24 protein-coding genes and 1 tRNA gene are annotated in these 24,503 nt (G+C 67.4%); 12 read left to right on the top strand and 13 right to left on the bottom strand.

Annotated features, from left to right (window positions below; genetic code table 11):
- Positions 1 to 8 precede the first annotated feature (8 nt).
- Positions 9 to 1,250, bottom strand: a complete 1,242-nt coding sequence (locus tag DFQ59_RS13975) for a hemolysin family protein (RefSeq protein WP_170142163.1) — start codon at positions 1,248 to 1,250, stop codon at positions 9 to 11.
- Between the two features lie 220 nt (positions 1,251 to 1,470).
- On the opposite strand from DFQ59_RS13975, the gene DFQ59_RS13970 reads away from it, so the two are divergent.
- Together DFQ59_RS13970 and DFQ59_RS13965 are read left to right on the top strand one after the other, a co-directional pair.
- A complete protein-coding gene (locus DFQ59_RS13970) occupies positions 1,471 to 3,036 on the top strand; it encodes a CHAD domain-containing protein (protein WP_114280323.1) in 1,566 nt (521 codons plus the stop codon).
- Complete coding sequence (locus DFQ59_RS13965) at positions 3,033 to 3,770, top strand: ParA family protein (RefSeq protein ID WP_114280322.1); 738 nt, start codon at positions 3,033 to 3,035, stop codon at positions 3,768 to 3,770. The genes DFQ59_RS13970 and DFQ59_RS13965 overlap by 4 nt, the downstream gene beginning before the upstream one ends.
- A 9-nt stretch (positions 3,771 to 3,779) precedes the next feature.
- Here the strand turns inward: DFQ59_RS13965 and DFQ59_RS13960 are convergent, their stop codons facing one another.
- The 4 genes from DFQ59_RS13960 to pap all read right to left on the bottom strand — a co-directional run bounded on the left by DFQ59_RS13960 (position 3,780) and on the right by pap (position 8,100).
- Positions 3,780 to 4,322, bottom strand: a complete 543-nt coding sequence (locus tag DFQ59_RS13960; protein ID WP_114280391.1) for a histidine phosphatase family protein — start codon at positions 4,320 to 4,322, stop codon at positions 3,780 to 3,782.
- Between the two features lie 2 nt (positions 4,323 to 4,324).
- The gene (locus DFQ59_RS13955) at positions 4,325 to 5,596 is read right to left on the bottom strand and encodes an inorganic phosphate transporter (RefSeq protein WP_170142162.1); all 1,272 of its coding nucleotides are present in this window, start codon (positions 5,594 to 5,596) and stop codon (positions 4,325 to 4,327) included.
- A gap of 137 nt (positions 5,597 to 5,733) precedes the next feature.
- Positions 5,734 to 6,411 (bottom strand): TIGR00153 family protein, encoded by a 678-nt coding sequence (locus tag DFQ59_RS13950; RefSeq protein WP_245937283.1) that lies wholly within the window; start codon positions 6,409 to 6,411, stop codon positions 5,734 to 5,736.
- Between the two features lie 147 nt (positions 6,412 to 6,558).
- The gene (pap, locus tag DFQ59_RS13945; RefSeq protein WP_114280320.1) at positions 6,559 to 8,100 is read right to left on the bottom strand and encodes a polyphosphate:AMP phosphotransferase; all 1,542 of its coding nucleotides are present in this window, start codon (positions 8,098 to 8,100) and stop codon (positions 6,559 to 6,561) included.
- 149 nt (positions 8,101 to 8,249) lie between these two features.
- On the opposite strand from pap, the gene DFQ59_RS13940 reads away from it, so the two are divergent.
- The 5 genes from DFQ59_RS13940 to DFQ59_RS13925 all read left to right on the top strand — a co-directional run bounded on the left by DFQ59_RS13940 (position 8,250) and on the right by DFQ59_RS13925 (position 12,493).
- Positions 8,250 to 9,461, top strand: a complete 1,212-nt coding sequence (locus DFQ59_RS13940; RefSeq protein ID WP_114280319.1) for an AAA family ATPase — start codon at positions 8,250 to 8,252, stop codon at positions 9,459 to 9,461.
- 90 nt (positions 9,462 to 9,551) lie between these two features.
- Complete coding sequence (locus DFQ59_RS13935) at positions 9,552 to 9,995, top strand: hypothetical protein (RefSeq protein WP_114280318.1); 444 nt, start codon at positions 9,552 to 9,554, stop codon at positions 9,993 to 9,995.
- Between the two features lie 26 nt (positions 9,996 to 10,021).
- Positions 10,022 to 11,479, top strand: coding sequence for a cardiolipin synthase (gene cls / locus DFQ59_RS13930; RefSeq protein ID WP_211314942.1), 1,458 nt, complete (start codon positions 10,022 to 10,024; stop codon positions 11,477 to 11,479).
- Between the two features lie 373 nt (positions 11,480 to 11,852).
- Positions 11,853 to 12,023, top strand: a complete 171-nt coding sequence (locus DFQ59_RS19890) for a hypothetical protein (protein WP_170142161.1) — start codon at positions 11,853 to 11,855, stop codon at positions 12,021 to 12,023.
- Positions 12,024 to 12,292: 269 nt separating this feature from the next.
- Positions 12,293 to 12,493, top strand: a complete 201-nt coding sequence (locus DFQ59_RS13925) for a hypothetical protein (protein ID WP_114280317.1) — start codon at positions 12,293 to 12,295, stop codon at positions 12,491 to 12,493.
- 187 nt (positions 12,494 to 12,680) lie between these two features.
- Here the strand turns inward: DFQ59_RS13925 and DFQ59_RS13920 are convergent, their stop codons facing one another.
- Positions 12,681 to 13,634 (bottom strand): LysR substrate-binding domain-containing protein, encoded by a 954-nt coding sequence (locus tag DFQ59_RS13920; protein WP_114280316.1) that lies wholly within the window; start codon positions 13,632 to 13,634, stop codon positions 12,681 to 12,683.
- Positions 13,635 to 13,770: 136 nt separating this feature from the next.
- Here DFQ59_RS13920 and DFQ59_RS13915 point away from each other — a divergent pair, with 136 nt between their 5' ends.
- Positions 13,771 to 14,112: a TusE/DsrC/DsvC family sulfur relay protein gene (locus DFQ59_RS13915; protein ID WP_114280315.1), complete on the top strand. Its 342-nt coding sequence runs from the start codon at positions 13,771 to 13,773 to the stop codon at positions 14,110 to 14,112.
- A gap of 166 nt (positions 14,113 to 14,278) precedes the next feature.
- Here DFQ59_RS13915 and DFQ59_RS13910 read toward each other — a convergent pair.
- The 4 genes from DFQ59_RS13910 to dapA all read right to left on the bottom strand — a co-directional run bounded on the left by DFQ59_RS13910 (position 14,279) and on the right by dapA (position 17,465).
- Positions 14,279 to 14,368: transfer RNA gene (locus DFQ59_RS13910), tRNA-Ser, on the bottom strand.
- A 229-nt stretch (positions 14,369 to 14,597) separates the two neighbouring features.
- Positions 14,598 to 15,359 carry an MBL fold metallo-hydrolase gene (locus DFQ59_RS13905; protein WP_114280314.1) on the bottom strand — a complete coding sequence of 254 codons (762 nt, stop codon included), beginning with the start codon at positions 15,357 to 15,359 and terminating at the stop codon, positions 14,598 to 14,600.
- Positions 15,359 to 16,555, bottom strand: a complete 1,197-nt coding sequence (bamC, locus tag DFQ59_RS13900) for an outer membrane protein assembly factor BamC (RefSeq protein ID WP_114280313.1) — start codon at positions 16,553 to 16,555, stop codon at positions 15,359 to 15,361. Before bamC ends, DFQ59_RS13905 begins: the two co-directional genes overlap by 1 nt.
- Positions 16,556 to 16,589: 34 nt before the next feature.
- A complete protein-coding gene (gene dapA / locus DFQ59_RS13895) occupies positions 16,590 to 17,465 on the bottom strand; it encodes a 4-hydroxy-tetrahydrodipicolinate synthase (protein ID WP_114280312.1) in 876 nt (291 codons plus the stop codon).
- 199 nt (positions 17,466 to 17,664) lie between these two features.
- On the opposite strand from dapA, the gene DFQ59_RS13890 reads away from it, so the two are divergent.
- From DFQ59_RS13890 to DFQ59_RS13875, 4 genes are all read left to right on the top strand, one after another.
- On the top strand, positions 17,665 to 18,744 hold the full coding sequence (locus tag DFQ59_RS13890) for a galactose-1-phosphate uridylyltransferase (protein WP_114280311.1): 1,080 nt from the start codon (positions 17,665 to 17,667) through the stop codon (positions 18,742 to 18,744).
- Positions 18,745 to 19,123: 379 nt separating this feature from the next.
- Positions 19,124 to 19,684: a glycine cleavage system transcriptional repressor gene (locus DFQ59_RS13885; protein ID WP_114280310.1), complete on the top strand. Its 561-nt coding sequence runs from the start codon at positions 19,124 to 19,126 to the stop codon at positions 19,682 to 19,684.
- 40 nt (positions 19,685 to 19,724) lie between these two features.
- Complete coding sequence (locus DFQ59_RS13880) at positions 19,725 to 20,192, top strand: peroxiredoxin (RefSeq protein ID WP_114280309.1); 468 nt, start codon at positions 19,725 to 19,727, stop codon at positions 20,190 to 20,192.
- Positions 20,193 to 20,275: 83 nt separating this feature from the next.
- Complete coding sequence (locus DFQ59_RS13875) at positions 20,276 to 21,685, top strand: PhoH family protein (RefSeq protein ID WP_114280308.1); 1,410 nt, start codon at positions 20,276 to 20,278, stop codon at positions 21,683 to 21,685.
- Positions 21,686 to 21,999: 314 nt separating this feature from the next.
- Here the strand turns inward: DFQ59_RS13875 and DFQ59_RS13870 are convergent, their stop codons facing one another.
- The 3 genes from DFQ59_RS13870 to DFQ59_RS13860 form a co-directional block, all read right to left on the bottom strand.
- Positions 22,000 to 23,082, bottom strand: coding sequence for an AI-2E family transporter (locus DFQ59_RS13870; protein WP_211314948.1), 1,083 nt, complete (start codon positions 23,080 to 23,082; stop codon positions 22,000 to 22,002).
- Positions 23,082 to 23,441, bottom strand: a complete 360-nt coding sequence (locus tag DFQ59_RS13865) for a Crp/Fnr family transcriptional regulator (protein WP_114280306.1) — start codon at positions 23,439 to 23,441, stop codon at positions 23,082 to 23,084. Before DFQ59_RS13865 ends, DFQ59_RS13870 begins: the two co-directional genes overlap by 1 nt.
- A gap of 103 nt (positions 23,442 to 23,544) precedes the next feature.
- Positions 23,545 to 24,477 (bottom strand): LysR family transcriptional regulator, encoded by a 933-nt coding sequence (locus DFQ59_RS13860; protein ID WP_114280305.1) that lies wholly within the window; start codon positions 24,475 to 24,477, stop codon positions 23,545 to 23,547.
- Between the last annotated feature and the right edge of the window lie 26 nt (positions 24,478 to 24,503).

Raw genomic sequence — 24,503 nt, 5'->3', positions numbered from 1 at the left:
GGAAGCCGTCAATCGGCCGTACTGCGCCGGCCGCTGATGCGCAGCCGGTGGATGCGCCGGGGCGAGGCCTTTTCCACCTGCACCTGGAGCCCGTCCAGGGTGATCTCCTCGCCGGTTTCCGGGATGCGCCCGGTGTGGGCCAGGATCCAGTAGCTGATGGTGTCGGTGGGCTTGCCCGGTAGATCCCGTCCGAAGAAGTGCTCCAGCTCCCGCAGCTCGGCGGTGCCGTCCGCCGCCACCGTCTCCGGACCCAGCTGCAGCAGCCGGGTGGGGGCCCGATCGCTCTCGTCATAGATTTCCCCCACCAGCTCCTCCACCAGGTCCTCGAGGCTCACCAGTCCTTCCAGGGTGCCCAGCTCGTCCACCACCAGCGCCAGGTGGCGCTGCTCGGTGCTGAGGGTGGTGAACAGCTGGTCGATACTGAGCGTGGGGGGGACGGCCAGGGGTTCCTGTGCCAGCGAGCGCAGCGTGATGTCCATCTGCCGGTCGGCAACGGCGGCGAGTACGTCACGCAGGTAGAGAACGCCGCAGATCTCCTCCGGCGCGTTGTCGTAGACGGGAATGCGCGAGTAGGAGGCCCCGAGTATCTCCGGCAGGGCCGCCTCCAGGCTCAGGTCGGCGGCGAGGCTGAAGATGCGCCGCCGCGGCGTCATCACATCGGTCACCTTCAAGTCATTGAAGGCGAAGACCCGCTCGATGATCTCCCGCTCCCGGTACTGGATGGTGCCTTCCGCGGTGCCGTGCTCGAGCATGTGGATCAGTTCCGATTCGGTGATCGTCGGCTCTGTCCCCAGCGCCGTGCGCCGGTGCACCCAGGTGGTGAAGAGCTCGAACACCCGCACCAGCGGCCAGCACAGGCGCATGATAGCCAGCATCAGGGGTGCCGCCGCCAGCGAGATCCGCTCGGCGTAGCGGGTGGCCAGGCTCTTGGGGGTGATCTCTCCGAACATGAGGATGAGCACGGTGAGCACGCCGACCGCCACGCCGGGACCCAGGTGCCCCAGGCGTTCCGTGGCCAGGACCGTGGCCAGGGCCGAGGCACCGATATTGACCACGTTGTTGCCGATGAGAATGGTGATCAGCATGCGGCTGGGATTGTGCTTGAGGCGGTAGAGCGCCTGCGCGCCGCGCCGCCCCTCCTTCATCAGGGCCTCGGTACGCGCCAGCGACAGTGACACCAGGGCCGTCTCCGAGCCGGAGAACAGCCCCGAGAGCACCAGCAGAACCAACAGTCCCAGAATTTCCGTCACTCGGCCTCCCATTTCCAGTTGCCCGTTGCAGATCCCGGTTGCCCGTTGACCCTACGGACAATGCCCCCGTTGATACCCCCGCAAGCCCCCGGCACTGCCTGCACCGGCGACGGGTGACCGGCAACGGGAGACTGGCCCCCTGTAACACACCCGTCGATTGTAGCTGGTAGACTATAAACGTACATTTCGTCCTGGTATCAACGCCCATGGCAGGGCCCAGATGACCGTCGATTTCCTCCAGTTGTCCGTCTCCGGCCCGTTGCAGTCCGCGGCCCGGCTGCTGACCGGTGCGCTGGGTTTCCGCGCCCTTCCCGCCTTCAGCGCATCGCGGCACTGGCTCGATACCTTCGACTGGCGGCTCCTCCGGCGCGGCGAGGCCCTGGAGTCGGAATCCGACAGTGACGACTGCCGGCTGTTCTGGTACCGCCCCGCCGAGGGCCGCGTCCTCCGCCGGCTGACGCTGTCCGAGTCCCCGCGGTTCGCACGGGCGCTGCCCCCCGGCCCCGTGCGCGAGGCCCTGGAGCCCGTCACCGAGGAGCGCGCGCTGCTGCCCCGCGCGAGCTGCCGCTGCCGGGTCGTTCCCTTCGAGCGCATCGACGCCAACGGCAAGGTTGTGCTGCGGGCCGCGCTCGAGACCTGGCGCCTGCTGGATGATCGGGGCCGGCCCCGTGGCCGGCCCTGGTACTGGCTGCGCCTCTACCCGGTGAAGGGCTACCGGCGCGTGCTGGGCCATACCCGCGCCGCGCTCGAGGCCTCGAACCTGTTCGAATGGCGCACGGACCACCCGCTGGAGCCGCTCCTGGCCCGGCTCGGCCGCACCCCCTGCGACTACAGCCCCAGGTTGCGGGTGGCCTTCGAACCCGGCCTGCAAGCCGGCGCCGCCGTGCGCAGGCTGCTGCTGCACCTGCTGGAGATGCTGGAACGCAATGTCGAGGGCAGCTGCGCCGACACCGATCCGGAGTTCCTGCACGACCTGCGGGTCTCCGTGCGCCGGACCCGGACCGCCCTCGGCCAGCTCGGCGGGGTGCTGCCGCGACGTGGCTTCGCGCGGTTCCGCAACGGGTTCGCCTGGCTCGGCCAGGTGACCAGCCCCACCCGCGACCTCGATGTCTACCTGCTGAAGTTCGAGGGCTATCGCGACAGCCTGCCGCCGGAGCAGCGCCCCCATCTCGCCCCGCTGCGGGACTTTCTCGCGGCCCACCAGCGGCTGGAGCAGCAGCGGCTCGCCCGGGTGCTGCGCTCACAGCGGTTCCGCCGCCTGGTCGCGGACTGGCGCGCATGGCTCGAAACCGAGCCGGCCCGCCCGCCCGCCGAGGCGCGCCAGCCGGTCGAGACCCTCGCGGCAGCGCGGATTCGGCACATGTACAAGCGGGTACGCAGGGAGGGCCGCGCCATCTGCGGGGACTCCCCGGCGGAGGCGCTGCACGAGCTGCGCAAGTCGTGCAAGAAGCTCCGTTACCTGCTGGAGTTCTTCCAGTGTCTCTATCCGGCGAAAAAGTACCGGCGCCTGGTGAAGGCGCTCAAGGGGCTGCAGGACAACCTGGGCGACTTCCAGGACCTGGAAGTCCAGGGCCACACCCTGGAGCGCTTCGCCGGGGAGATGCAGGCTGAGGGCGAGGTTCCGGCCGCGACCCTGGAAGCCATCGCCCACCTGGTGGAGAATCTCCACCACCGTCAGGCACTGGCGCGCAGGGAGTTCCATGCGCGCTTTTCCGGCTTCGATTCCGAATCCAACCGGCGCCTGTTCCGCAGCCTGTTCCGGGAGGAGGCACACAAGCCGTCATGAAGGTATTCGCCACCTACAACATCAAGGGCGGGGTCGGCAAGACCGCCACCGCGGTCAACCTGGCCTGGCTCTCGGCCCGCGACGGCGCCCGCACCCTGGTCTGGGATCTCGACCCCCAGGGCGCGGCCAGCTTCTACTTCCGGGTGAAGCCGAAGGTCAAGGGCGGCGGCAAGGGACTGGTGCGCGGCAAGCATGAACTGGACGCGCTCATCAAGGGCACCGACTTCGAGAACCTGGACCTCCTCCCCGCCGACTTCTCCTACCGCAACCTTGACCTGATGCTGGACGAGCAGCGCAAGCCCACCCGGTTGCGCAAGCTGCTGAAACCCCTGGCGGAGGATTACGACCGGGTGTTCCTCGACTGCCCGCCGAGCATCTCGCTGGTTTCGGAGAATGTCTTCCGCGCCGCCGACGTCCTGCTGGTGCCGCTCATCCCCACCATCCTCTCCCTGCGCACCCTGGAACAGCTGGACCGCTTCGTGGCCGACAATGGGCTGGAGCGGCTCGGGGTGCTCCCCTTCTTCTCCATGGTGGACCGGCGCAAGCGCCTCCACCTGGAGGTGATGGAGGCCCTGCCGGCGGAACGGCCCGGGGTGCTGAGAGCCGCCATTCCCTACGCCAGCGACGTGGAACGGATGGGGCTGCAGCGCGCGCCGCTGGGGGCCTGGGCCGGCCGCAGTCCGGCGGCGCAGGCCTATGCCGCGCTCTGGTCCGAGATACTCGACGCCTGCTGAAGCAGTACACTAGCGCGGCAGATCGCGCGGCCTGACCAGGCCGAGCAAGCGGGCGCAGCCGCTCTCCAGGCGCCGCCAGTCCGCCGGCATCGCCAGGCGCGCCAGCGCCGCGGTGGGCAGGAGCTTGCCGTCGGCCGGCGTCTCCAGCGCGCCGCAAAGGTGGCGCAGCAGCTCCTCCAGGCCCGGGTTGTGCGCCACCAGCAGCACCCGCCGCGGCATGCCGGACAGTGCCTGCAGGCAGCCGATCAGCGTGCCGGGGCCGGCCTCGTAGAGGCGGGGCTCCCACAGGATCGACTCGCGCGGATAGCCGAGCGCCTTGCACACCCGGCGCGCGGTCTGCCGCGCACGCCGCGCCGGCGAGGCAAGCACGAGATCCGGCACCAGCCCCACCGTGTAGAGCCATTTCCCCAGGCGCGGCGCATCCTGCCGGCCGCGGACATTGAGGGGGCGGTCGAAGTCGGTGGCCGCCCCGGTGTTCCAGTCGGACTTGGCATGACGCAGCAGCAGCAGTTCGCGCCCCGGGTCGGCGGGGTGGTCGCCGTCCCCGGCCACGGTCAACCGAACACCCCCTTCAGGATGAAGAAGAACAGTGCCGCCAGGATGCCCCCCACCGGCAGCGTGACCAGCCAGGAGGTCACGATGCCGCCAATCACCCGCAGGTCGATGGCACCGATGCCCCGGGCCAGGCCCACGCCGATCACCGCCCCCACCGCGATATGGGTGGTGGAGACCGGCAGTCCGGTCCGCGAGGCGAGCACCACGGTGGCGGCCGCGGCCAGGGTGGCGCAAAACCCCCGGCTCGGGGTCAGCTCGGTGATACTGGTGCCGATGGTGCGCATCACCCGATAGCCCAGGGTGCCCAGCCCCACCACGATGCCGGCGCCGCCCAGGATCAGAATCCACAGCGGCAGCTCGGCCTTCTGGGCCACCTCGCCGCCGCTCTTGACGATGCTCACCACCGCCGCCATGGGACCGATGCCGTTGGCCACGTCATTGGAGCCGTGGGCGAAGGCCATGGCGCAGGCGGTGAAGATCATCATCGGCGCGAAGACCTTCTCCACGCTGGCATAGTGGAAGGTGCGATCCGCGGCCGCATCGATGCGCACGCGCCGGATCAGCACCCAGCTCACCAGCGCCACCGCCGCCCCTATGCCCACGGCCAGCACGAAGCTCATGCCCACCGAGAGGGTCAGGTCGAGGTGCTTCAGACCCTTGAACAGCGTCACCAGGGCAATGATGAACCCCACCAGGAAGACGTAGAAGGGCCCCCAGCGCTTGGCGCTCTCGAAGGGATGCTCGGTGTTGAGAATGAAGCGCCGGATGCTCAACATCAGCAGGAAGGCCAGCAGGCCGCCCAGCACCGGGGAGACCACCCAGCTGGCGACGATCTGGCCGATCTTGCCCCATTGCACCGCGTCGATGCCGATGCCGGCCACTGCGAAGCCGACGATGGCGCCCACGATGGAGTGGGTGGTGGAGACCGGCCAGCCGCGGGTGGAGGCGATCATGAGCCAGATCGCCGCCGCCAGCAGCGCGGCGAGCATGCCGTAGACCAGCAGCTCCGGATGTCCGGCGAGTGGCCCGGCATCGATGATGCCCTTGCGGATGGTGGCGGTCACGTGGCCGCCGGCAATGAAGGCCCCGGCGAACTCGAACACCGCGGCGATGAGGATGGCCTGGCCGACGGTGATGGCGCCGGAGCCCACCGAGGTGCCCATGGCGTTGGCCACGTCGTTGGCACCGATGCCCCAGGTCATGTAGAAGCCGAACAGAACGGCCAGCACGAGGAAGAACGTACCGTAGTTGCTGATGATATCCACACCCATACCCGCTATGTCATGTTGTCGTTGTTGCGGAAGACCCCTCGATTGTCGTTGTTGTGAGGTCTGTTCCGTGCGGGAAGACGCACCCCCCCGCGGGCTATCGCTCCCTGCGGCCTCGGCCGTCGGCCGAGCCGGCAGCGTCAGCGCGCGATGAGCAGCCGCAGCCGGTCGCCCACCTTTTCTGCGTAATCGGCCAGGTCGCCGATCCAGTTGATGAGCTGGTACCACATCATCACCGAGACCGGGTTCATCTCGTCCTCGTGGGCGAAGAGGCTGCGCACGAGGCGGATGCCGAGTTCGTCGGTTTCGTCCTCGAGGCGGTTGAGCTCGTCCACCATGGTCTCCACCTGGTCGGCCTCGCGTCCGCGGAAGCCCATTTCCAGCAGCTCGTCGAGCTCCTCGATGACCCGTGCCGAGTGCTCGCACACCTCGACGCAGCGCCGGGTCAGCGCCAGCAGAGGCTCGCGCAGCGGCTCGGGCACCTCCATGGGCCGCTCCACCAGCAGCCCGGCGATATCCTGGGCGGTATCGGCGATGGAGTCCTGCATCTGCAGCACTTCCAGCAGGTCACGCCGGTCCACGGGCATGAACAGGCTCTTCGGCAAGTGCTGGCGCAGCTGGTTCTTGATGCTGTCGGCGGCGGCCTCACGCTCGAAGATGCGCTGTTCGATCTCCCGCACCCGTTCCTGGTCGCCCGCGCTCAGGGCCTCGAACAGGGGAGTGACCTCCCGTGCGCACTCCAGCACCACCCGCATATGCTCCTGCAGCGCCTTGAATGGCGAGCTGCCGAGCAGGCTCGCAATGGGATTCTTGAACACCGTCCGCTCCTCTCCTCTGATGATCGTCCACGACCCTGGGAAATGTCCCATGCGGCAAGCCGCCCCTTGACTCCGCCCCCGGCGGGGGGCCGGGCAAGGCCACGCCGGGTCTGGTGCAGCGGGATCAGTATAAGCCCCGGAGGGGGATCACTCCTCTCCCAGCACCTGCTCCAGCTTGTCGCACAGGGTGGACATCACCTTGATCCGGGCATAGGGCTTGTCGTCCCCCTCCACCAGGTTCCAGGGCGCAAGCCGGGTACTGGTATGCTCCACCATGTCGTTGACCGCCAGCAGATAGTCATTCCACTTCTCGCGATTGCGCCAGTCATCCGCGGTGAGCTTCCAGCGCTTGTGGGGCGTCTGCTCGCGGTCCTGGAAGCGGCGCAGCTGCTCCTCCTTGCTGATGTGAACCCAGTACTTCATCAACACGATCCCGTGCTCGATGAGCTGGGCCTCGAAATCGTTGATCTCGGAGTAGGCCCGCCGCCACTCGGTCTCGCCGGCGAACCCCTCCACCCGCTCCACCAGCACCCGGCCGTACCAGCTGCGGTCGAACAGGGTCACCCGGCCGGCCCGGGAGAGATGGCGCCAGAAGCGCCACAGGTAGTGCTGGGCCTTCTCCTCGTCGGTGGGCGCGGCGAACGGCAGCACCTGGTAGTTGCGGGCATCGAGCGACTCGGTCACCCGGCGGATGGCGCCGCCCTTGCCGGCGGCATCGGGGCCCTCGAAGACGAGAATGGTGGAGATCTTCCGCTCCTGCGCCCGCCGCTGCAGCTCGTTGAGGCGGCCCTGGAGCTGCTTGTAGGCCTTCCTGTACCCCCGCTTGTCCAGGCGCTTCATTTCGAGGCTGTCGAGCACCGTCACCGGTGCCGGCGGCTCCGGCTCCGTCCCGGCCGTTCCGGGGCGCCTGCGGCGCGCCGGCTTCGCCTCCTCCTTGCCGGCCTGCATCTCGGCCTGGAGCCGGCGGCGGGCGGCCACCTCCTCCAGGCGCCGGCGCACCGCGTCGCGGATGGTGCGCCCCACGGTGACGCTGCGGTAGTAGGGATCCACTCCCTCGACGATGGACCAGGGAGCCTTGCCGGTGCTGGTGCGCATGATGACCCGCTCCCCGGCCTCGAGGAACTGGTCGTAGAGGCGCCAGTGGTGCCAGTCGGTCTCGGTCACCTGCCAGCGGGTCAGCGGGTCCTTCTCCAGCGCCTTGAGGCGCTTCTTCTGCGCCTCGCGGCTCAGGTGCATCCAGAACTTGATGATGAGCGCGCCATCGTCGGCCAGGGCATTTTCGAAGTTGATGACCCGGTCCAGCCGCTCGTCGAAATCCGCCTCGTCGATGCTGCCGTAGGCCCGATCGATCACCGGCCGCGAGTACCACGAGCGCAGGAACAGGCCGATGCGTCCCTTCGGCGGCAGGTCGCGCCAGTAGCGCCAGTACTCGGGCCGTTCGCGCTCCTCGTCGGAGGGCTCGCCGTAGGCGCGGGTGATGAGCCAGCGCGGATCCATCCAGGCGTTGAGCCGGTTGACGGTGGCATTCTTGCCGCCGCCGTCCACACCGGCGAAGACGATGATGACGGGGAATCCGTCCTCGAGACGGAGCGTCTGCTGCAGCTCCAGCAGCTCCTGGCGGAGTACGGGTTCGATCTCCTTGTACTCGGCTTTCGGAATTTTCCGGCCCAGTTCGGCGGTTCTGAACATGCCTCCCCCTGCGTGTCCGGGTGCGGCCGGCACGCCGCCCCTGTTATGATGACATCATAATCGGAGTGTAACGCCGCAGTACCGCCAAGACCCTACTTTCGATGGCCTTTGTCACACCTTGACACAGACTGGAGGCAATCCGCAGCCCCATGGCCAAGATCCTGGTCACCGACCCCGGGGAAGGCACCCGGGTTCCCTTCCTGCGCGGCATCCTCACCCGCTCCCTGCAGGATGCCGGCCTCGCCTTCGAGCGCGCCTACGATATCGCCTCGGCCATTCGCACCGAGCTGGGTGAAGGCGCGGGAGAGACCCGCGAGATCAGCACCGCCGAGCTGCGCCGGCTGGTACTGCGCCGCCTGCAGCGGCTGGCCTCCCCCGAGCAGACCCGCGCCTACCAGGCCAGCGGGCGGGGCGTGGAGGCCATCCAGGTCCGCACCGCCGCCGGCAACGTATCGCCCTTCTCCCGCGCGGAGCTGCGGCGCTGCCTGGAATCGTGCGGACTCACCAGCGAGGAATCGGCGGACATCACCCGCAAGGTCCACGTGGAGCTGCTGCGGGAGAACGCCACCCACACCAGCTCCCACCACCTGCGCCGCCTCACCTATCGGCGGCTGAAGGAGGATCTCGGCGCGGGCTCCGCCCGTCGCTACCTGGTGTGGATGGAGTTCCTGCACAGCGGCCGGCCCCTGCTGCTGCTCATCGGCGGCGTGCCGGGCTCGGGCAAGAGCACCATCGCCAACGATATCGCCCATCGGCTGGACAGCGCCCGCACCCAGTCAACCGACATGCTGCGCGAGGTGATGCGCATGCTGGTGCCGAAGCAGCTGATGCCGGTGCTGCACGCCTCCTCCTTTACCGCCTGGCGGGCGTTGCCGGGCAGCCGGATGGGCCGTGAACCGGGCGCGAACGCCGTGCTGGACGGCTACCATGCCCAGGCGGAGCTGGTCTCCGTGGCCGTGGAGGCCGCGATCCAGCGCGCGCTCACCGAACGGGTGTCACTGGTGATCGAGGGCGTGCACCTGCATCCCGCGGTGCTGCAGCGGGTCCCCCACGATACCGATGCCATCGTGGTGCCCATCCTCCTCGCCGTACTCAAGCCCGAGCAGCTGCGCGCCCGCATCCGCGGCCGTGGCCGCAAGGTGCCCGATCGCCGTACCGAGCGCTACCTGGATCACTTCGACGACATCTGGCGCCTGCAGTCGGACCTGCTGTCACAGGCCGAGCAGGACCCCCGGAACAGCATCAACATCATCGTCAACGACAACAAGGAGAAGGCGATCCGGCAGGTGATGAGCACCATCATCGACGCGCTCGCACATGCCTTCAGCAGGGACAGCGAAGCCAGGACGGGCAACGATTGAACCACCGTCACGACGCCGGCCGCCGCCCGGCCGCCATGGATTCGGGCTGAGGGAGGCAGGCGCCATCGCCAGGGAGAGAGGAAGGAGCGCGTGGCGATCAAACGACAGGTAGAGCGTTACGCCGCCTACTATTTCAACTGGTGCCAGGCCTTCGGCGAGCACGACGCGGTGGCCGACGAGACCGGCGCGCTCACCTGGCTCGTCGGTGAGGACCGGGTGGGTGTCATTCTCGCCGCACGGGAACGGCGCGAAATCCTGCGCGAACTGATGCACCAGGAGCGGGCCACGCCGGAGCTGACCATCAGCCCCGAATACATCCAGGTGAACGATACCCGCATCGCGCTGCCGAGCCTGCCCGACACCACGGCCCTGGATCGCCTGCGCGGCCTGTTCGAGGGGCAGGATCCCCTCCACCTGTTCCTGACCTACCACGTGTTCTACCCTGCCGGCACCCGCATCATCACCTTCTCCCGCAAACACCCCCTCGGCCTGCTCTACAAGACCGTGGGGAAGCTGCAGGTGCGGTTGCGCTGAACGCCGGTGCCGACCCCGCCACGCCCATGATGGACGCCCCCTTCACCAGCCTCGATTTCTGGATCGGCACCGCGTTCATCATGCTGGACCTCGGCATCGTGCTGCTGCTGGTACCCAAGATCCTGCTCCAGCAGCGCGAATCGGGGGCCACGCTGGCCTGGATCCTGCTCATTGTGCTGTTGCCCTTCCTCGGTCTGCTGGCCTTCTGGATCCTGGGCACCACCCGGCTCAAGTTGCGCCGGCGCCGCCGGCGCCGCTCGGAGAGCCGCCTCGCCCCCCAGCTGCATCCGCTGACCAGCGAGATCACCGTCGCGGCCCGCCAGGGGGCGGACACCCCCCCGGTGCGCCCGGAACTGCTCGCCCTGGCCCGCCGCCTCGATGCCAGCGGTCCGCTCGCCGGCAACCGGGTGACCCTCTACCGGGATGGCGACCACTGCTTCGATGCGATCATCGCGGCAATCGAGGCGGCCCGCCACCACCTCCACCTGCTCTACTACATCTGGCAGCCGGACCGGACCGGCACCCGGCTCCGCGACGCGCTGATCCGGGCCGTGCGCCGGGGCGTGGAAGTCAGGGTGCTGGTGGATGACGTGGGATCGCGCACCACCCGGCCGGCTTTCTTCGCCCCGCTGCTGGCGGTGGGCGGACGGGTGGAACGGTTCCTGCCGGTCAACCTCTTCAGCCGCCAGCTGGCGCTGAACTTCCGCAACCACCGCAAGGTGGTGGTGGTGGACGGCAGCAAGGCCTTCACGGGCGGCATGAACGTGGGCGACGAATACACCGGACTGGCAGCCCCGTGGCGCGACGCCCACGTGGAGGTGGGCGGTCCGGCCGTGATCCAGCTGCAGGAGATATTCGCCCAGGACTGGTACCAGGCCGCCGGCGAGGATCTGGCCACGCCGGAGTATTTCCCCCAGGTCGCCCCTGTGGGTGAGGCCTGGGTGCAGTTCCTGGCCAGCGGCCCGGCGGACCTGCGCTGGCGCTCGATCCATACCTTGCTCTTCTCCGCGCTCAACCTGGCCCGGGAGCGGATCTGGATCGAGACGCCCTACTTCGTCCCCGATCAGGCGATGCTCATGTCGCTCCAGACCGCGGCCCTGCGCGGGGTGGACGTCCGCCTCGTGCTCCCCGGCAACTCCGACCATCCCCTGGTGCTCCACGCCGGACGCTCCTTCTACGCGGAACTCCTGGAAGCGGGCGTGCGCATCTTCGAGTTACCCCAGCATATGCTCCACGCCAAGACCGCCACCGTCGACGGCTGCTTCTCCACCGTGGGCTCGGCCAACCTGGACCGGCGCAGCTTCCGCCTCAACTTCGAGGCCAACGCCTTCTTCTACGGGCCCATCATGGCCAATGCGCTCGAAGTCTCGTTCCAGGCCATCCAGGCCGAGGCCACCCCCGTCACCCTGCCCGAGCTGCGCCGCCGTCCTTACCGCACCCGCCTGCTGGCCGCCACCGCCCGCACCCTGGCGCCGCTGTTGTGAGCAGGGCCCCTGCGGGGCGGGAAAGGGAAGCAAGGCTGAAGGGCGCGGGAGTGCGGGAATGGGCACAGCGATCACCTCACGCACTCACGATGACGAGCGCTGTTTCATGAAGTGATGGGAATTGTGGCGTTCTCCTGATCACCACCCCATCACCCATCACCCATCACCCATCACTCCGAGTGCGTGGTGCCGGGTGCATCCGGCCAGGTAGAGCCCTGACCCCGGCACCCATGTACGGATGAATCTGCACCCGCCCCTTGCGTTCTCCTTTCGTTCTCGTCTAATCTCTGATCCAAGGGAGAACGAATGGAGTACGGCTGAAGATGCGGCCCGGCAGGATGCCCCTCCCTCCCAATCAGAGGAGTCCCATGCCATGCACAGTCACCACGTTTTCATGCAGGACCAGGTCCGCAACCGCGTTTCCGCCATCATGGCGCTCGATCCCCGCCACCCGGAGCGCCGTACCCGGCGCTGGCCCGCCGGAATGCTGCTGTTCGCCGTGGTCACCGCCCTCTACAGCCTCGCGGTTTCCGCCCAGGTCTGAGGCGATACGGTCACTGCGCGCCCAGGATCGCATCCCGACCGGATCCCGGCACGGCGTCGCATCATCACCGGATGCAGAGAGGCCGGAAAACAGTGCCGGGCGTGCCCTGATGCGCGCCGTACACCCGGCAGGCGGCCGCCGGGCGCGACACCCCCTGCGCCGGGACCGGGCGAACCGGAAGTTCCGATGCGACCGGCTGGTGATGCAACGAATCAGCCGCTGCAGGCTCTAATGCTCTAGAGCCATCAAGGCGTGTGCCTGGAGATCGCATGCGCGCGCAAACCGTGACATCCCTGTCGGGTCCTTCGCGCACCGACATCATTACCGCCATCCAGCGCCTCGAGCAGGCCCTCGCGGTGTGCGGGCACGTGGATACCCGTACCGCCCATGTCCAGCTGCAGTACTACCGCAGCCAGCTCACGGCCATGCAGGCGCGTCGGCTGGAACGCTGGGATGACTGGGGGATCTGACCCGGGAAATGTGCCGATGCCACGGATAAAGTCTACCGGCCGACGGGCTTCGATCCCCATGACACCCCGGCGTCCCGGGCTCGAATCCCTGCTGGACACGGACCCTCCCGCCACGCTCCCCGGACCGACCGGTTGACCCGGGGTGTACGCGGATCCCGGTCCCGCCCGCATCCGGCGGACACCCGGTTCAGCCCGGCCCCGAGGCCGCCGGCCCGGGAGGGATGCGCGGCGTCCGCCTGCCGAGCGCCATCCTGTCGGCCTCCTCCTTGAAGATCTCGATGATCCGCTCCTGGAACCGGCGCAGGTAGCGATCGCGCAGATAGGCGATGCGGGTGGTTTCCCAGGGAAACAGGTGGCTCAGATCACGCATGCCCAGGTCCCCATCGGACACCGGTTCGAACGCCGGCGCGGCGATGATGCCCACCCCCATACCCTCCCTCACATAGGTCTTGATGATGTCCGTGTCGGTGGCGCTCAGCACCACGCGGGGTCTGAGGCCCACCCGCGCGAAGGTGTCGCTGAACTGCCTGCGCCCGGTGAAGCCGGCCACATAGGTGATGATCGGATACTCGCAGAGCCGGCCCAGGGTGACGGGGCTGGCTTCGAGCAGGGGGTGGCCGAGGGGAGCGATCAGGCAACGGTTCCAGCGGTAGCTGGGGATGGTCGCCAGGCCCGGGTAGTCGTGGAGCGCCTCGGTGCAGATGGCGAGATCCACCTGGTCCTGCACGGCCATGATCGCGAGCTGCTGCGGCGTGCCCTGGAGGATCTGCAACTCGACCCCGGGGTACTCCTCCCTGAACCTGCGGATCACCGGCGGCAGGACGTAGCGGGCCTGGGTGTGGGTGGCGCCGAGACGCAGCACGCCGCTGTCATGGCGGGTATGGTCCTGGCCCACGGCCAGGATGCTGGCCGTGCCCGAGAGCACCTGCCGCGCATGCATCAGGACCCGCTCGCCCGCCTCCGTGAGGCCCGCCAGACGCTTGCCCTGGCGGGAGAACAGCAGCGTGCCCAGCTCCTCCTCCAGCCGCTTGAGATGCTGGGAGACCGCGGGCTGGACCAGGTGCAGCCGCTCGGCGGCGCGACTGACGCTGAAGTCCGCCTCCACCACGGCGATCAGGGAGCGGAGCTGCCGCAATTCCATATCATTATTCGCAATAGAACCAATCTAAATATTATTTAACATGATTTCTTTCAGAGAGGACAATTTTCGCCATGGGCCTGAATCCGGTGGAATGCCACGGGACAGGCCACTGTTGTTGGACACGGAGGACCGTTCCATGCAGACAACCGCGCCGGAAACCCGGATACCGCCCGCCGCCAGGCCGCTCTTCGACGAGGAGGGCTTTCTCCACGACCACCATCTCTGGACCGATGATATCGCCACAGACATCGCGGCGATGGAGGGGCTGACGGGTCTTACGGAGGCACACTGGCGGGTGCTGCGCCAGGTGCGCGGCAAGTTCGAGCGGCTCGGCGCCATACCCAACATGCGCCAGGTGTGCCGCGAGACACGGCTCTCGAAGGACGAGATCTACGGCCTGTTCGGCAGCTGCCTGGCCATCTGGCGCATCGCCGGCCTGCCCTACCCGGGCGAGGAGGCGAAGTCCTACATGTCCTGAAGCGGGACCGGCGCCGACAGAGGAACAGCGGCAGCAACCGGGGGGTCTGCATGCGCACCCTCCCGTGGCGGGGCCGCCGCACGGACAGGGGACCCTGCGCGTTCGACCTGCACACAAAAAAGGCCTGCGCAACGCGCAGGCCTTTCCCATTCCGGTTCTGTCACTTTGGCGGAGAGGGTGGGATTTGAACCCACGGACCCCGTGAGGGGTCACTTGATTTCGAGTCAAGCCCGTTCGGCCGCTCCGGCACCTCTCCTGAAGGCGCATAAGGATACCCCGTCGCGCCCGGCGCAACAACCTGCCACGGGCCCGGAATCACGGCGGTTGCCACAGAATCCATTCGCAGATTATCCAGCGATTGCCCGTCGGCACAGGGCCCTGGAGGTCCCTGCGATCCCGCACCGGGCCGGAGGACCCGCACTACGCACTGAACCAGCCATGAAATCGGCGCAATCCGGGTAATCGGCGGAGAATCAAGCGCCCCCTCAGCGGACTTCGCGCCAGCCGAAACCCTGTTCCTGGCAGGCCACGTCGATCTCCTCCGGCCGGCACCCCAGCACGCCGGCGAGGCCGGCCCGTACATGGGCCGGGGTGTTGTTCTTCTCGCTCAGGTGCGCCGCGACCACGTGCTGCAGCCGTCCCCGGTCCACCTCCGAGAGCAGTTCCACGGCCTGTTGATTGCTCAGGTGGCCGAGTTGGCCGCCCACCCGCTCCTTCAGGAACCGGGGATAGGGGCCGCGGGCCAGCAGTTCCGGGTCGTGGTTGCACTCCAGCAGCAGGGCGTCGCAGCGGGCGAGCGTCGCCACGATGTGGGGGGTGATCCAGCCGCTGTCCGTCAGCAGGCCGAGGGTGGCGGCGCCGTTGCCGAAGCGGAACTGGGCCGGTTCGCGGGCATCGTGGGGGACGGGATAGGGGGTGACCTCGATCGCCCCGAGGGCGAAGGGCTCATGGGCATTGAACAGTTCGAGGCCTGGAATCTCCTCGCCGGCGCAGGCGGCGCGGGTCCCGGGCGTCATCCAGACCGGGAGCCGGTAGCGCCGGGCCAGCACGCCGACACCCCGCAGGTGATCGCCATGCTCGTGGGTGACGAGGATTGCGCTCAGCTCCCCGGGCGCCCGGCCCAGGCGGGCCAGGCGCCGTTCGGTTTCCCGCGCCGAGAAGCCGCAGTCGATCAGCAGGCAGGTGGAACCCTCTTCCACGAGGGTTCCATTGCCGCGGCTGCCGCTGCCCAGCGAGGCGAAGCGCACTACTTGAGCTGTTCTTCCAGCAGGCTCAGGATGCGATAGGCGGTGTCGCTGCGCTCCGGCTGACCCGCCTCGTCGAGGACCACGACGCGGGTGCCGGCCCCGTCCCCGGTGACCAGCCGCACCAGGTAGCTGGTGCCCTTGGTGCCGGTTTCGTCGTCCTGCCAGAAGGCGAGCTTGGACAGCAGCCCCTCCTTCTTCTTGGTGTCGGCGAGCGGATCGTTGTAGCGCACGTAGTAGACGCCGCGGGAGCGGTCACGGTCATCCACCGTGAAGCCGGTGCGATCCAGGGCGATGCCCACCCGGCGCCAGGCACGGGAGAAATCGTCCTCCATCGCCAGCACGGCCAGTCCGTCAGCGCCGCGGGACAGTGCGGCGCGGGGCTGCTGGGCCCGGTCCGCCTGGCCCTGGCCGGCGGCGAGCAGGGCCCGGGCCTGACGCTCCTCGGTGCCGAGGTAGACCATCAGGCGGTTGAGCATCTCGGCTTCCAGCTCGGGCTCACGGGGCCGCCGTTTCCAGACGGTACCGGTTTCCGAGGCCGGTGTGGCGCCGCCGGTGACCACCTCCTCGACGCCGAAGTGGGTCAGGTAGATCTCGGTGGTGCCGTCGCGCTGGCCCCGCTCCAGGCGCACGCGGAACTTGTCCCGGGTGGCCGAGGAGTAGAGTTGCTCGAACACCTTGCCCAGCATGTCGCGGATGAAGCCCTTGGGGATATCGGCGCGATTCTCCGCCCAGTCGGTCTCCAGGATGCCGGTCTGGGGATCGTCGATCTTGAGCAGGAACCCGGCCTGGAGCCAGAACTCCCGGATGCGCGGCCAGACGGCCTCCGGTGCGGCATCCACCACCAGCCAGCGCCGGTCGGCGTCACGCACCACGCGGATATTGGGATTCTCCGGCAGCACGGCGGTCTGGGCCTGGACCGCGCGCGGCCCGCTGCGCTCGGCGGCGTACTGGGAGTAGGTGGCGGTGCTGCGCGGATTGATGTCCGGCACCACCATCGCATCGTCGATGCTGGAGCTGGAGAGGTCGGGCGGGATCTCCAGCGAGGATTCGGTGCGGGCCTGCTTGTAGTCCGCCCCACGGTCCTTGACGATGCCGTTCTCCCCGAAGACGGAGAACGAACTGCCGCAACCGCTCAGTGCCAGGGCGAGCGCAGCCGCCGCGAGCGGCCCCACCCACTTGTTCAGTCTCGTATTCATAGTCAACTTGCGCCCTTCCCTGTCATTCAGTCGCTTAAAGGATACCAGCTGCCTGCATCGCCTCGCGCACCACCGGCCGGTTCGGCTCGGAGAGGAAGGTGAGCGGCAGGCGGATGCCGGGAGGAATCAGGCCCATCTCGTACAGGGCCCACTTGACCGGGATGGGGTTCGCCTCCACGAACAGCTTCTTGTGCAGAGGCATGAGCCGGTCGTTGATGGCGGTCGCCGTCTCCCGGTCGCCGGCAGTGGCCGCGGCGCAGAGCTCATGCATCTGCTTCGGGGCCACGTTGGCGGTGACCGAGACGTTGCCCTTGGCGCCCAGCAGAATGAGCTCCATCGCCGTGGCATCGTCACCGCTGTAGAGATCGAGCCGCTCGCCGCAGAGCTCGAGGATGCGCCGGCCCCGGTCCAGGTTGCCGGTGGCTTCCTTGATGCCCACGATGTTGGAGATGTGGGACAGCCGCTCCACCGTCTCCGGCAGCATGTCGCAGGCGGTGCGCCCGGGCACGTTGTAGAGAATCTGCGGGATCGGCACGGCCTCGGCGATGGCCTTGTAGTGGAGATAGAGACCTTCCTGGGTGGGCTTGTTGTAGTAGGGCGTGACCAGCAGGCAGGCATCGGCCCCCGCCTCCATGGCGCAGCGTGTCAGCGCGATGGCCTCGCGGGTGCAGTTGGCCCCGGTCCCGGCGATGACCGGCAGCTTCCCGGCGACCTGCTCCACCACCATGCGGATGACCTCGCAGTGCTCCCGCTCATCCAGGGTCGAGGACTCGCCCGTGGTTCCGACCGCGACGATGGCGTCGGTGCCGTTCTCCACGTGGAAATCGACCAGCTTGCGCAGCGAATCCTCGTCCACGGCGCCATCCGCGCGCATGGGCGTGACCAGCGCCACCATACTGCCTTGAAACATGGAAGGTCTCCAGCGAGGTTGGATAAACTGAAGATGTTAATGGGGCGCCAACCCCGTGACAAGGAGGGTTCGGCCCGGGAGCCGGAACCGATTGATTTCAATAAGGTCGGACTATGCCCGTATTGATACTTTATGCCCCGCCCCGGCGGCGGCTGGGGTATGCTCACCCGGGCCCGCAACAGCCTCGGGGAGGAAACCCATGACAGAATCGCAGGAAAGCATCCGCGAAATCCGCATCAACCCCATCGTTCCGGCCGAGTCGGTCCTGGTGGCCACCGCCCGCGGGATGCGCCCGCGCAAGGCGGAGGAACTCGCCCCGCGCGATACCCGCAAGCACGTGGATACCTGCCCCTTCTGCCGTGGCAACGAGGACAAAACCCCTCCCACCATCGCCGCCTATCCCGACGAGGACAGCTGGGAAGTGCGCATCGTGGAAAACCTCTACCCCGTGCTCGGGGACGACCGCAGCCGTTCCACGCTGATGTTCGGCCTGCAGCAGGCCATCGACGGCTACGGCCGCCACGAGGTGGTCATCGACCACCACGCGCACGGGATTGCGCTGCACGAGATGACCGAGCCCCACATCGCGCTGATGTTCCGCGTCTTCCGCGACCGCATGCGCGAGCTGTACGCCTCCGACGAGCGGCTGCGCTATGTCCTGGCGTTCAAGAACTTCGGCCCCGCGGCGGGGGCCAGCATCCCCCATACCCACAGCCAGATCATCGCCACGCCGGTGGTGCCGCAGAACGTCCACGACGAGGTGGAGAACAGCCGGGCCCACTACCGCAAGCACCAGCAGTGCATCTTCTGCACGCTCATCGACGAGGCGCTGACCTTCGAGGCCACCATCTACGACCGCAGCTCCGGCAGCATCCGCCGGCGCATCAACGTGGGCCAGTACGTGGTGGAACGGGGGGAGCGGTTCATCGCCATCAAGCCCTTCGCGAGCCGCTTCGAGTGGGAGGTGCACATCCTGCCCCTGGAGCACCAGAGCGACTACACCCGGCTCGACGAGGCCGACCTGGCCGACTTCGCCCGGGTGCTCCGGCGCACCATGGCGCGGCTGGACGCGGTCATCGGCGGCGCCCAGTTCAACTACTTCCTCCACACCCAGCCCCACGGGCCGGAGTATGCGGACTGCGCCCCCAGCTACCACTGGCACCTGGAGATCTGCCCGCGCACCAGCATTCCGACCGGCTTCGAGCTGGGTTCGGGCCTGTTCGTGAGCACCATCAGCCCCGAGATAGCCGCCGAGCAGCTCCGCGCCGTCAAGCTCTGAGCTTCCCGTCTTCAACGCCTGACCGCGGGCAATCACCGCCAAGACGCCAAGGACGCCAAATCCGACAAGATGCAGGGCCGGATTCATCCGGCCCGATCCGGTAGCGGCGCAACCGCCGCCAGGCAGGTGAGCCTGCGCCTGCCACGGAGCACCGCAGGTCACGGTTCCACATCACCCGGCATCGATGGAACCCTGGCGCACTTGGCGTCCTGGCGGTGAATGAAGCAAGGATACGGACCGGACTGGCCCGCACGCTTGCGGCAGGCGTCGGCAGGCGTGATAAACTGCCGGACAGGGGGGCAAGTCCGGCGGACCGACGCGGACCCTCCCGGAACGACCCGGCGGCGGGGTGCGGCCGCGCCAAGCCCGACCAGCCAACGTGCGTACTGACTCCAGCCCCAAGCAACCCGCGCAGAACCTCCTTGTCCTCTCCGCCCTGGGCCATGACCGGCCCGGCATCGTGGACCGCCTGAGCAAGGCCGTCCTGGACAACGAATGCAATATCGTCGACAGCCGCATGACGGTGCTCGGCGGCGAGTTCGCCATCCTGATGCTGCTGTCCGGCAACTGGAACGCCATCGCCAAGATGGAGAGCTCCATCCAGGCGCTGGAAAAACAGCTCGAGCTGACCATCATCAGCCGCCGCACCGGTTCCGGAAGCCATGATCTGCGACTGCTGCCCTACTCGGTCAACGTGGTGGCCCTGGACCATCCGGGCATCGTGCATCAGATCGCCAATTTCTTCTCGGTGCAGAACATCAACATCCGCGACCTCTACACCGACACCTACTTCGCGCCGCACACCGGAACCCCCATGTTCTCCCTGAGCATGACCGTGGACGTGCCCGCCAACATCCACATCGCCACCCTGCGCGAACAGTTCCTGATCTTCTGCGACGAGCTCAACCTGGACGGGGTCCTCGAACCGGCCAAGGCATGAAGGATTCCGCGACGCTGACCCACAAGGAGAATTCCGAGGCATGAACCAGCCTGTCATCGATCGGCCTGCCCCCGATTTCGAGCTGCCGGCGACCGGCGGCGGCAGCGTCCGCCTCTCCGCACTGCGGGGACGCAACGTGGTGATCTACTTCTACCCCAAGGACAACACGCCGGGCTGCACCCAGGAAGGACAGGACTTCCGCGATCACTACGCGGAGCTGCAGGCGCTGGATGCGGAAGTGCTGGGCATTTCCCGGGACAGCGCCAGGACCCACGAGAACTTCTCCGCCAAGCACGGCTTCCCCTTCCCCCTCCTCGCCGACACCGAAGAGCAGGTCTGCGCCCTCTACGACGTGATCAGGCTCAAGAACATGTACGGCAAGCAGGTGCGCGGCATCGAGCGCAGCACCTTTCTCGTCGACGCCGACGGCGTGCTGCGCCGGGAATGGCGCAAGGTGAAGGTGAAAGGCCACGTGGACGAAGTGCTGCAGGCGCTGCAGAGCCTGTAGCCCGTCCCGCCGCGACCGTTGTCGAACTCCCCCCTGACCAGGAACCAGCCGGGCGCCCCGTGCGCCCCGAGAGCCCGACGCCCATGAGCAAAGCGAGTATCGAAGGCAAGCGCCTGTTCGTCCTCGACACCAACGTGCTGATGCACGATCCCACCGCCATCTTCCGCTTCAAGGAACATGACATCTACCTGCCCATGGTGGTGCTCGAGGAGCTCGACCGGGCCAAGAAGGGGGTGTCCGAGGTCTCCCGCAACGTGCGCCAGGCCACCCGGTTCCTGGATGAGCTGCTCACGCGCGTGTCCATGGATGAGATCCATGCCGGACTGCAGCTGGAGACCAATCTCAAGCTGGGCGAGAACAACGGCCGCGGGCGCCTGTTCTTCCAGACCGAGAACCTGCCCTCCAACCTGCCCAACACGCTCCCGGGCAACACCCCGGACAACAGCATCCTGGCCACCGCGCTGAAGCTGCAGGAGGAGCGCGGCGGAAATCGCGTCACCCTGGTTTCCAAGGATATCAACCTGCGCATCAAGGCCTCCGTGGTGGGCATCCATGCGGAGGACTACTACAACGACCAGGTCCTGGATGACGTCAACCTGCTGTTCACCGGCGCGCTGGAGCTCCCGGGCGACTTCTGGGACAGCCACGGGCGGGACCTGGAGTCATGGCAGGAGAGCGGACGCACCTACTACCGCGTCACGGGGCCGGATGTGACCGACTGGTACCCTAACCAGTTTCTGTTCACACCGGATGAGCAGGGCTTCGAGAGCGTGGTTCGCCGGCTGGAGTCGGGCGCCGCCATCATCGAGCTGGTGACCGACTACCGCGCCCAGAGCCGCAAGGTCTGGGGCATCAGCGCCCGCAACCGGGAGCAGAACTTCGCCCTGAACCTGCTGATGGACCCGGAGATCGACTTCGTCAGCCTGCTCGGCGTGGCCGGCACCGGCAAGACCCTGCTGACCCTGGCCGCGGCCCTGACCCAGACCCTGGACGAGCGCCGCTACCGGGAGATCATCATGACCCGCGCCACCGTGCCGCTGGGCGAGGACATCGGCTTCCTGCCGGGCACCGAGGAGGAGAAGATGACGCCCTGGATGGGCGCGCTGATGGACAACCTGGAGGTGCTGACCCAGCCCCAGGAGGGCGGCGACTGGGGCCGCGCCGCCACCAACGACCTGCTCCAGAGCCGGATCAAGGTCCGCTCGCTCAACTTCATGCGCGGGCGCACCTTCCTCAACAAGTTCATCATCATCGACGAGGCCCAGAACCTCACCGCCAAGCAGATGCGGACCCTGGTCACCCGGGCCGGGCCGGGCTCCAAGATCGTCTGCCTCGGCAACGTGAGCCAGATCGACACCCCCTACCTCACCGAGACCAGCTCCGGCCTCACCTTCGTGGTGGACCGCTTCAAGCGCTGGGAGCACAGCGGCCACGTCACCCTGCGCCGCGGCGAGCGCTCGCGCCTGGCCGACTACGCCACCGAGGTATTGTGAGGTCTCGTGTGCTGAAACCGCCTGTTCACCACGAAGGCACGAAGGACACGAAGAAAGGAACTATCCGCAGATTACGCCGATTACACAGATTAGGTTCTTTGATGCCGGGATGTCCCGTTGACAATCCCGGCCACTCCAGCTGTTCCGCTGACGCAGCGGACAGGAATCTGCCCGGGCCATGAACAGAAGCACTCACGCCCCAAACAGGAAATCTGCGTAATCTGCGTAATCTGCGGATAAAAACGTCTTTTCGCTTTTCTTCGTGTCCTTCGTGCCTTCGTGGTGAAAAGAACCCTCGTGGGTGGCGGGAAGGCTCAGGCGGTCTCGGCGGGGGGCCGCGGGGCCGGCTCCTCCTCGGTGCGGGGCCAGGCGTTGAGGACGGCCTTGACGAGGGTGGCCAGCGGGATGGCGAAGAACACGCCCCAGAAGCCCCAGATGCCGCCGAACACCAGCACCGCCACGATGATGGCCACCGGGTGGAGCTTGACCGCCTCCGAGAACAGCAGCGGCACCAGCACATTGCCGTCCAGGGCCTGGATCACCAGGTAGGCGGCCACCAGCCAGGCGAAGTCCGCCCCCCACCCCCACTGGAAGAAGCCGGCCATGACCACGGGGATGGTCACCACCGCCGCGCCGATGTAGGGAATCACCACCGACAGGCCGGTGATCAGCCCCAGCAGCATGGCGTAGCGCAGCCCGAGGAGCAGGAACACCACGTAGGTGGTCACGCCCACGATGATGATCTCCAGGATCTTGCCGCGCACGTAGTTGCCGATCTGGCTGTCCATCTCCCGCCATACCTGATTGGCCAGCGCGCGATCACGGGGCAGGCGGCTGGTAATCCAGTCCAGGATCAGATCCCGATCCTTGAGGAAGAAGAACACCAGCAGCGGCACCAGGATCAGGTAGACCACCAGCGAGATGAGATCGGGGATCGAGGACAGCGAGTAGGAGAGGATGCTGGAGCCCCACTCGCCCAGCTGGGCGCGGATGGTGGCGATGAACTCGAGAATCTGCTCCCCGGTGACGAAATCGGGGTACATCTGCGGCAGCCGCAACAGGGCCTTCTGCCCGAGGGTGAGCATGCTCGGCAGTTCATTGACGAAAGTGGTGACCTGCTGCCACAGCAGCGGCATCAGCCCGAAGAAGATGAACAGCAGCAGCCCCAGGAAGGCCACGAACACCAGGAACGCTGCCGGCATGCGCGGCACATGCCAGCGCAGCAGCATCTCCACCGCCCCTTCGAGCAGGTAGGCGATGACGATGGCGGCGAGGACCGGCGCGATGGTATAGCCGAGGGTGAGCACCACCGAGAAGCCCACCACCAGCAGGACCACCAGGATGACCGCCTGGGGGTCGGAGAAATAGCGCCGGAACCAGCCGGAGAAGATCCGGATCACCTGGCCTGCTCCCGCTGCTCGAGCATGCGCCGGTAGTGGCGCTCGAACAGCACCTCGAGCTCGTCGATGACCGACACCGCCTCGCGCCCGTGCAGCACGTGCTGCGCCATCAGCGCCGAGGCGTCGTTGAGCACCTTGGCCTTGTCCAGCATGGCATAGGAGGCCGACAGACGGCGGATGGCCGCCACCACGCTCTCATGCTCGGGGCGGGGAATGATTTTCGGTTCGGCGGGGGGCTGCTCGGCCTTCACGCCGCCGCGCCCGGCCAGGAATTCGGCGAATGCCAGCAGGGTCTCCCGATCGCCGGACTGCAGCTCGGAGAAGTAACGCAGCAGCTTCTTCTGCTCGGGTGTCATGAGGGCGGTAGTGTACGGCTCGGCAATCAGTGACGCACCAGGATCAAGGGTAACCGCGACCGCCGGATGGATGCCATACCGGGCGCCGTCCGGCGCCCGGTGGCTACTTCTGCGACGCCAGGGCCGCCTCGGCGTTGCTGCGCAGCTCGCTGCAGTAGTGGCGGGCGAAGGTCAGCAGCTCGTCCATTGCCCGCAGACGGAACTTCTGCTTCTGGTGCACGAACGAGAACGGGCGCAGGAGGGGCGGCTCCAGGGGGACCGCCGCGAGCATGCCCAGCTGCAGCTCCTTCTGGATGGTGGCGCGCGAGAGGATGGAGATTCCCATCCCGGTCTCGATGGCCCCCTTGATGGACTCGGGGCTGCCCAGTTCCATCACCACGTTGAGGTCGTTGCTGTTGACCCCGTTCTGGCTGATGTATTCCAGAATGACCTCGCGGGTACCGGAGCCCTCTTCGCGGCAGATCCAGGGATTCTGACCGATGTCCTTCACCTGGAGCCTGGCCTTCCTGGCCAGCGAGTGGCCCGGCTGGACCACCATCACCATCTCGTCCATCTGGCACACTTCAACCACGAGATTCTTGTTGCTCACCGGCGCCTCGACCACTCCCAGGTCGATGACGTTGTTCTCCACCATGGAGACGATGCCATCGGTGTTGGAAACCTTGAGGCGCACGTGGACGTCGGGGTACTTCTCCTTGAAGTCCCCCAGCAGGGCCGGAAGCATGTACTCGGCGATGGTGGTGCTGGCGCCGATCATGAGCACGCCGCTGATCTCGCCGGTGAGCTCCCGTACCGCGTTCTCCATCTCGCCGTAGAGGCTGAAGATGCGGTCGGCGTACTCGTAGGCCCGCTTGCCGGCCTCGGTGAGACTGATGCGGTTGTGGGTGCGGTCGAACAGCCGCGTGTTGAAATACTCCTCCAGCTGGCGCACCTGGAAGGTGACCGCCGGTTGAGTCATGTGCAGCGCCTCGGCGGCCTTGGTGAAGCTCAGGAGCCGCGCCACGGTGTGGAAGACCTGTAGTCTGCGATCGGCCATGTCTGCTGCCTCTCCCCCCCGCTCTC

This window comes from Thioalbus denitrificans, from assembly GCF_003337735.1.
Lineage (GTDB): Bacteria > Pseudomonadota > Gammaproteobacteria > DSM-26407 > DSM-26407 > Thioalbus > Thioalbus denitrificans.
This window is presented reverse-complemented; position numbering and strand designations above follow the sequence as displayed.

Excerpts from the sequence above, each read along its gene's own strand:
- dapA (WP_114280312.1), bottom strand. The coding sequence starts at position 17,465 with ATGTTTCAAGGCAGTATGGTGGCGCTGGTCACGCCCATGCGCGCGGAT.
- DFQ59_RS13970 (WP_114280323.1), top strand. The coding sequence starts at position 1,471 with ATGACCGTCGATTTCCTCCAGTTGTCCGTCTCCGGCCCGTTGCAGTCC.
- DFQ59_RS13925 (WP_114280317.1), top strand. The coding sequence starts at position 12,293 with ATGCGCGCGCAAACCGTGACATCCCTGTCGGGTCCTTCGCGCACCGAC.
- bamC (WP_114280313.1), bottom strand. The coding sequence starts at position 16,555 with ATGAATACGAGACTGAACAAGTGGGTGGGGCCGCTCGCGGCGGCTGCG.
- DFQ59_RS13915 (WP_114280315.1), top strand. The coding sequence starts at position 13,771 with ATGCAGACAACCGCGCCGGAAACCCGGATACCGCCCGCCGCCAGGCCG.
- DFQ59_RS13965 (WP_114280322.1), top strand. The coding sequence starts at position 3,033 with ATGAAGGTATTCGCCACCTACAACATCAAGGGCGGGGTCGGCAAGACC.
- DFQ59_RS19890 (WP_170142161.1), top strand. The coding sequence starts at position 11,853 with ATGCACAGTCACCACGTTTTCATGCAGGACCAGGTCCGCAACCGCGTT.
- DFQ59_RS13860 (WP_114280305.1), bottom strand. The coding sequence starts at position 24,477 with ATGGCCGATCGCAGACTACAGGTCTTCCACACCGTGGCGCGGCTCCTG.
- DFQ59_RS13865 (WP_114280306.1), bottom strand. The coding sequence starts at position 23,441 with ATGACACCCGAGCAGAAGAAGCTGCTGCGTTACTTCTCCGAGCTGCAG.
- DFQ59_RS13920 (WP_114280316.1), bottom strand. The coding sequence starts at position 13,634 with ATGGAATTGCGGCAGCTCCGCTCCCTGATCGCCGTGGTGGAGGCGGAC.
- pap (WP_114280320.1), bottom strand. The coding sequence starts at position 8,100 with ATGTTCAGAACCGCCGAACTGGGCCGGAAAATTCCGAAAGCCGAGTAC.
- DFQ59_RS13880 (WP_114280309.1), top strand. The coding sequence starts at position 19,725 with ATGAACCAGCCTGTCATCGATCGGCCTGCCCCCGATTTCGAGCTGCCG.
- DFQ59_RS13955 (WP_170142162.1), bottom strand. The coding sequence starts at position 5,596 with ATGGGTGTGGATATCATCAGCAACTACGGTACGTTCTTCCTCGTGCTG.
- DFQ59_RS13890 (WP_114280311.1), top strand. The coding sequence starts at position 17,665 with ATGACAGAATCGCAGGAAAGCATCCGCGAAATCCGCATCAACCCCATC.
- DFQ59_RS13875 (WP_114280308.1), top strand. The coding sequence starts at position 20,276 with ATGAGCAAAGCGAGTATCGAAGGCAAGCGCCTGTTCGTCCTCGACACC.
- DFQ59_RS13940 (WP_114280319.1), top strand. The coding sequence starts at position 8,250 with ATGGCCAAGATCCTGGTCACCGACCCCGGGGAAGGCACCCGGGTTCCC.
- cls (WP_211314942.1), top strand. The coding sequence starts at position 10,022 with ATGATGGACGCCCCCTTCACCAGCCTCGATTTCTGGATCGGCACCGCG.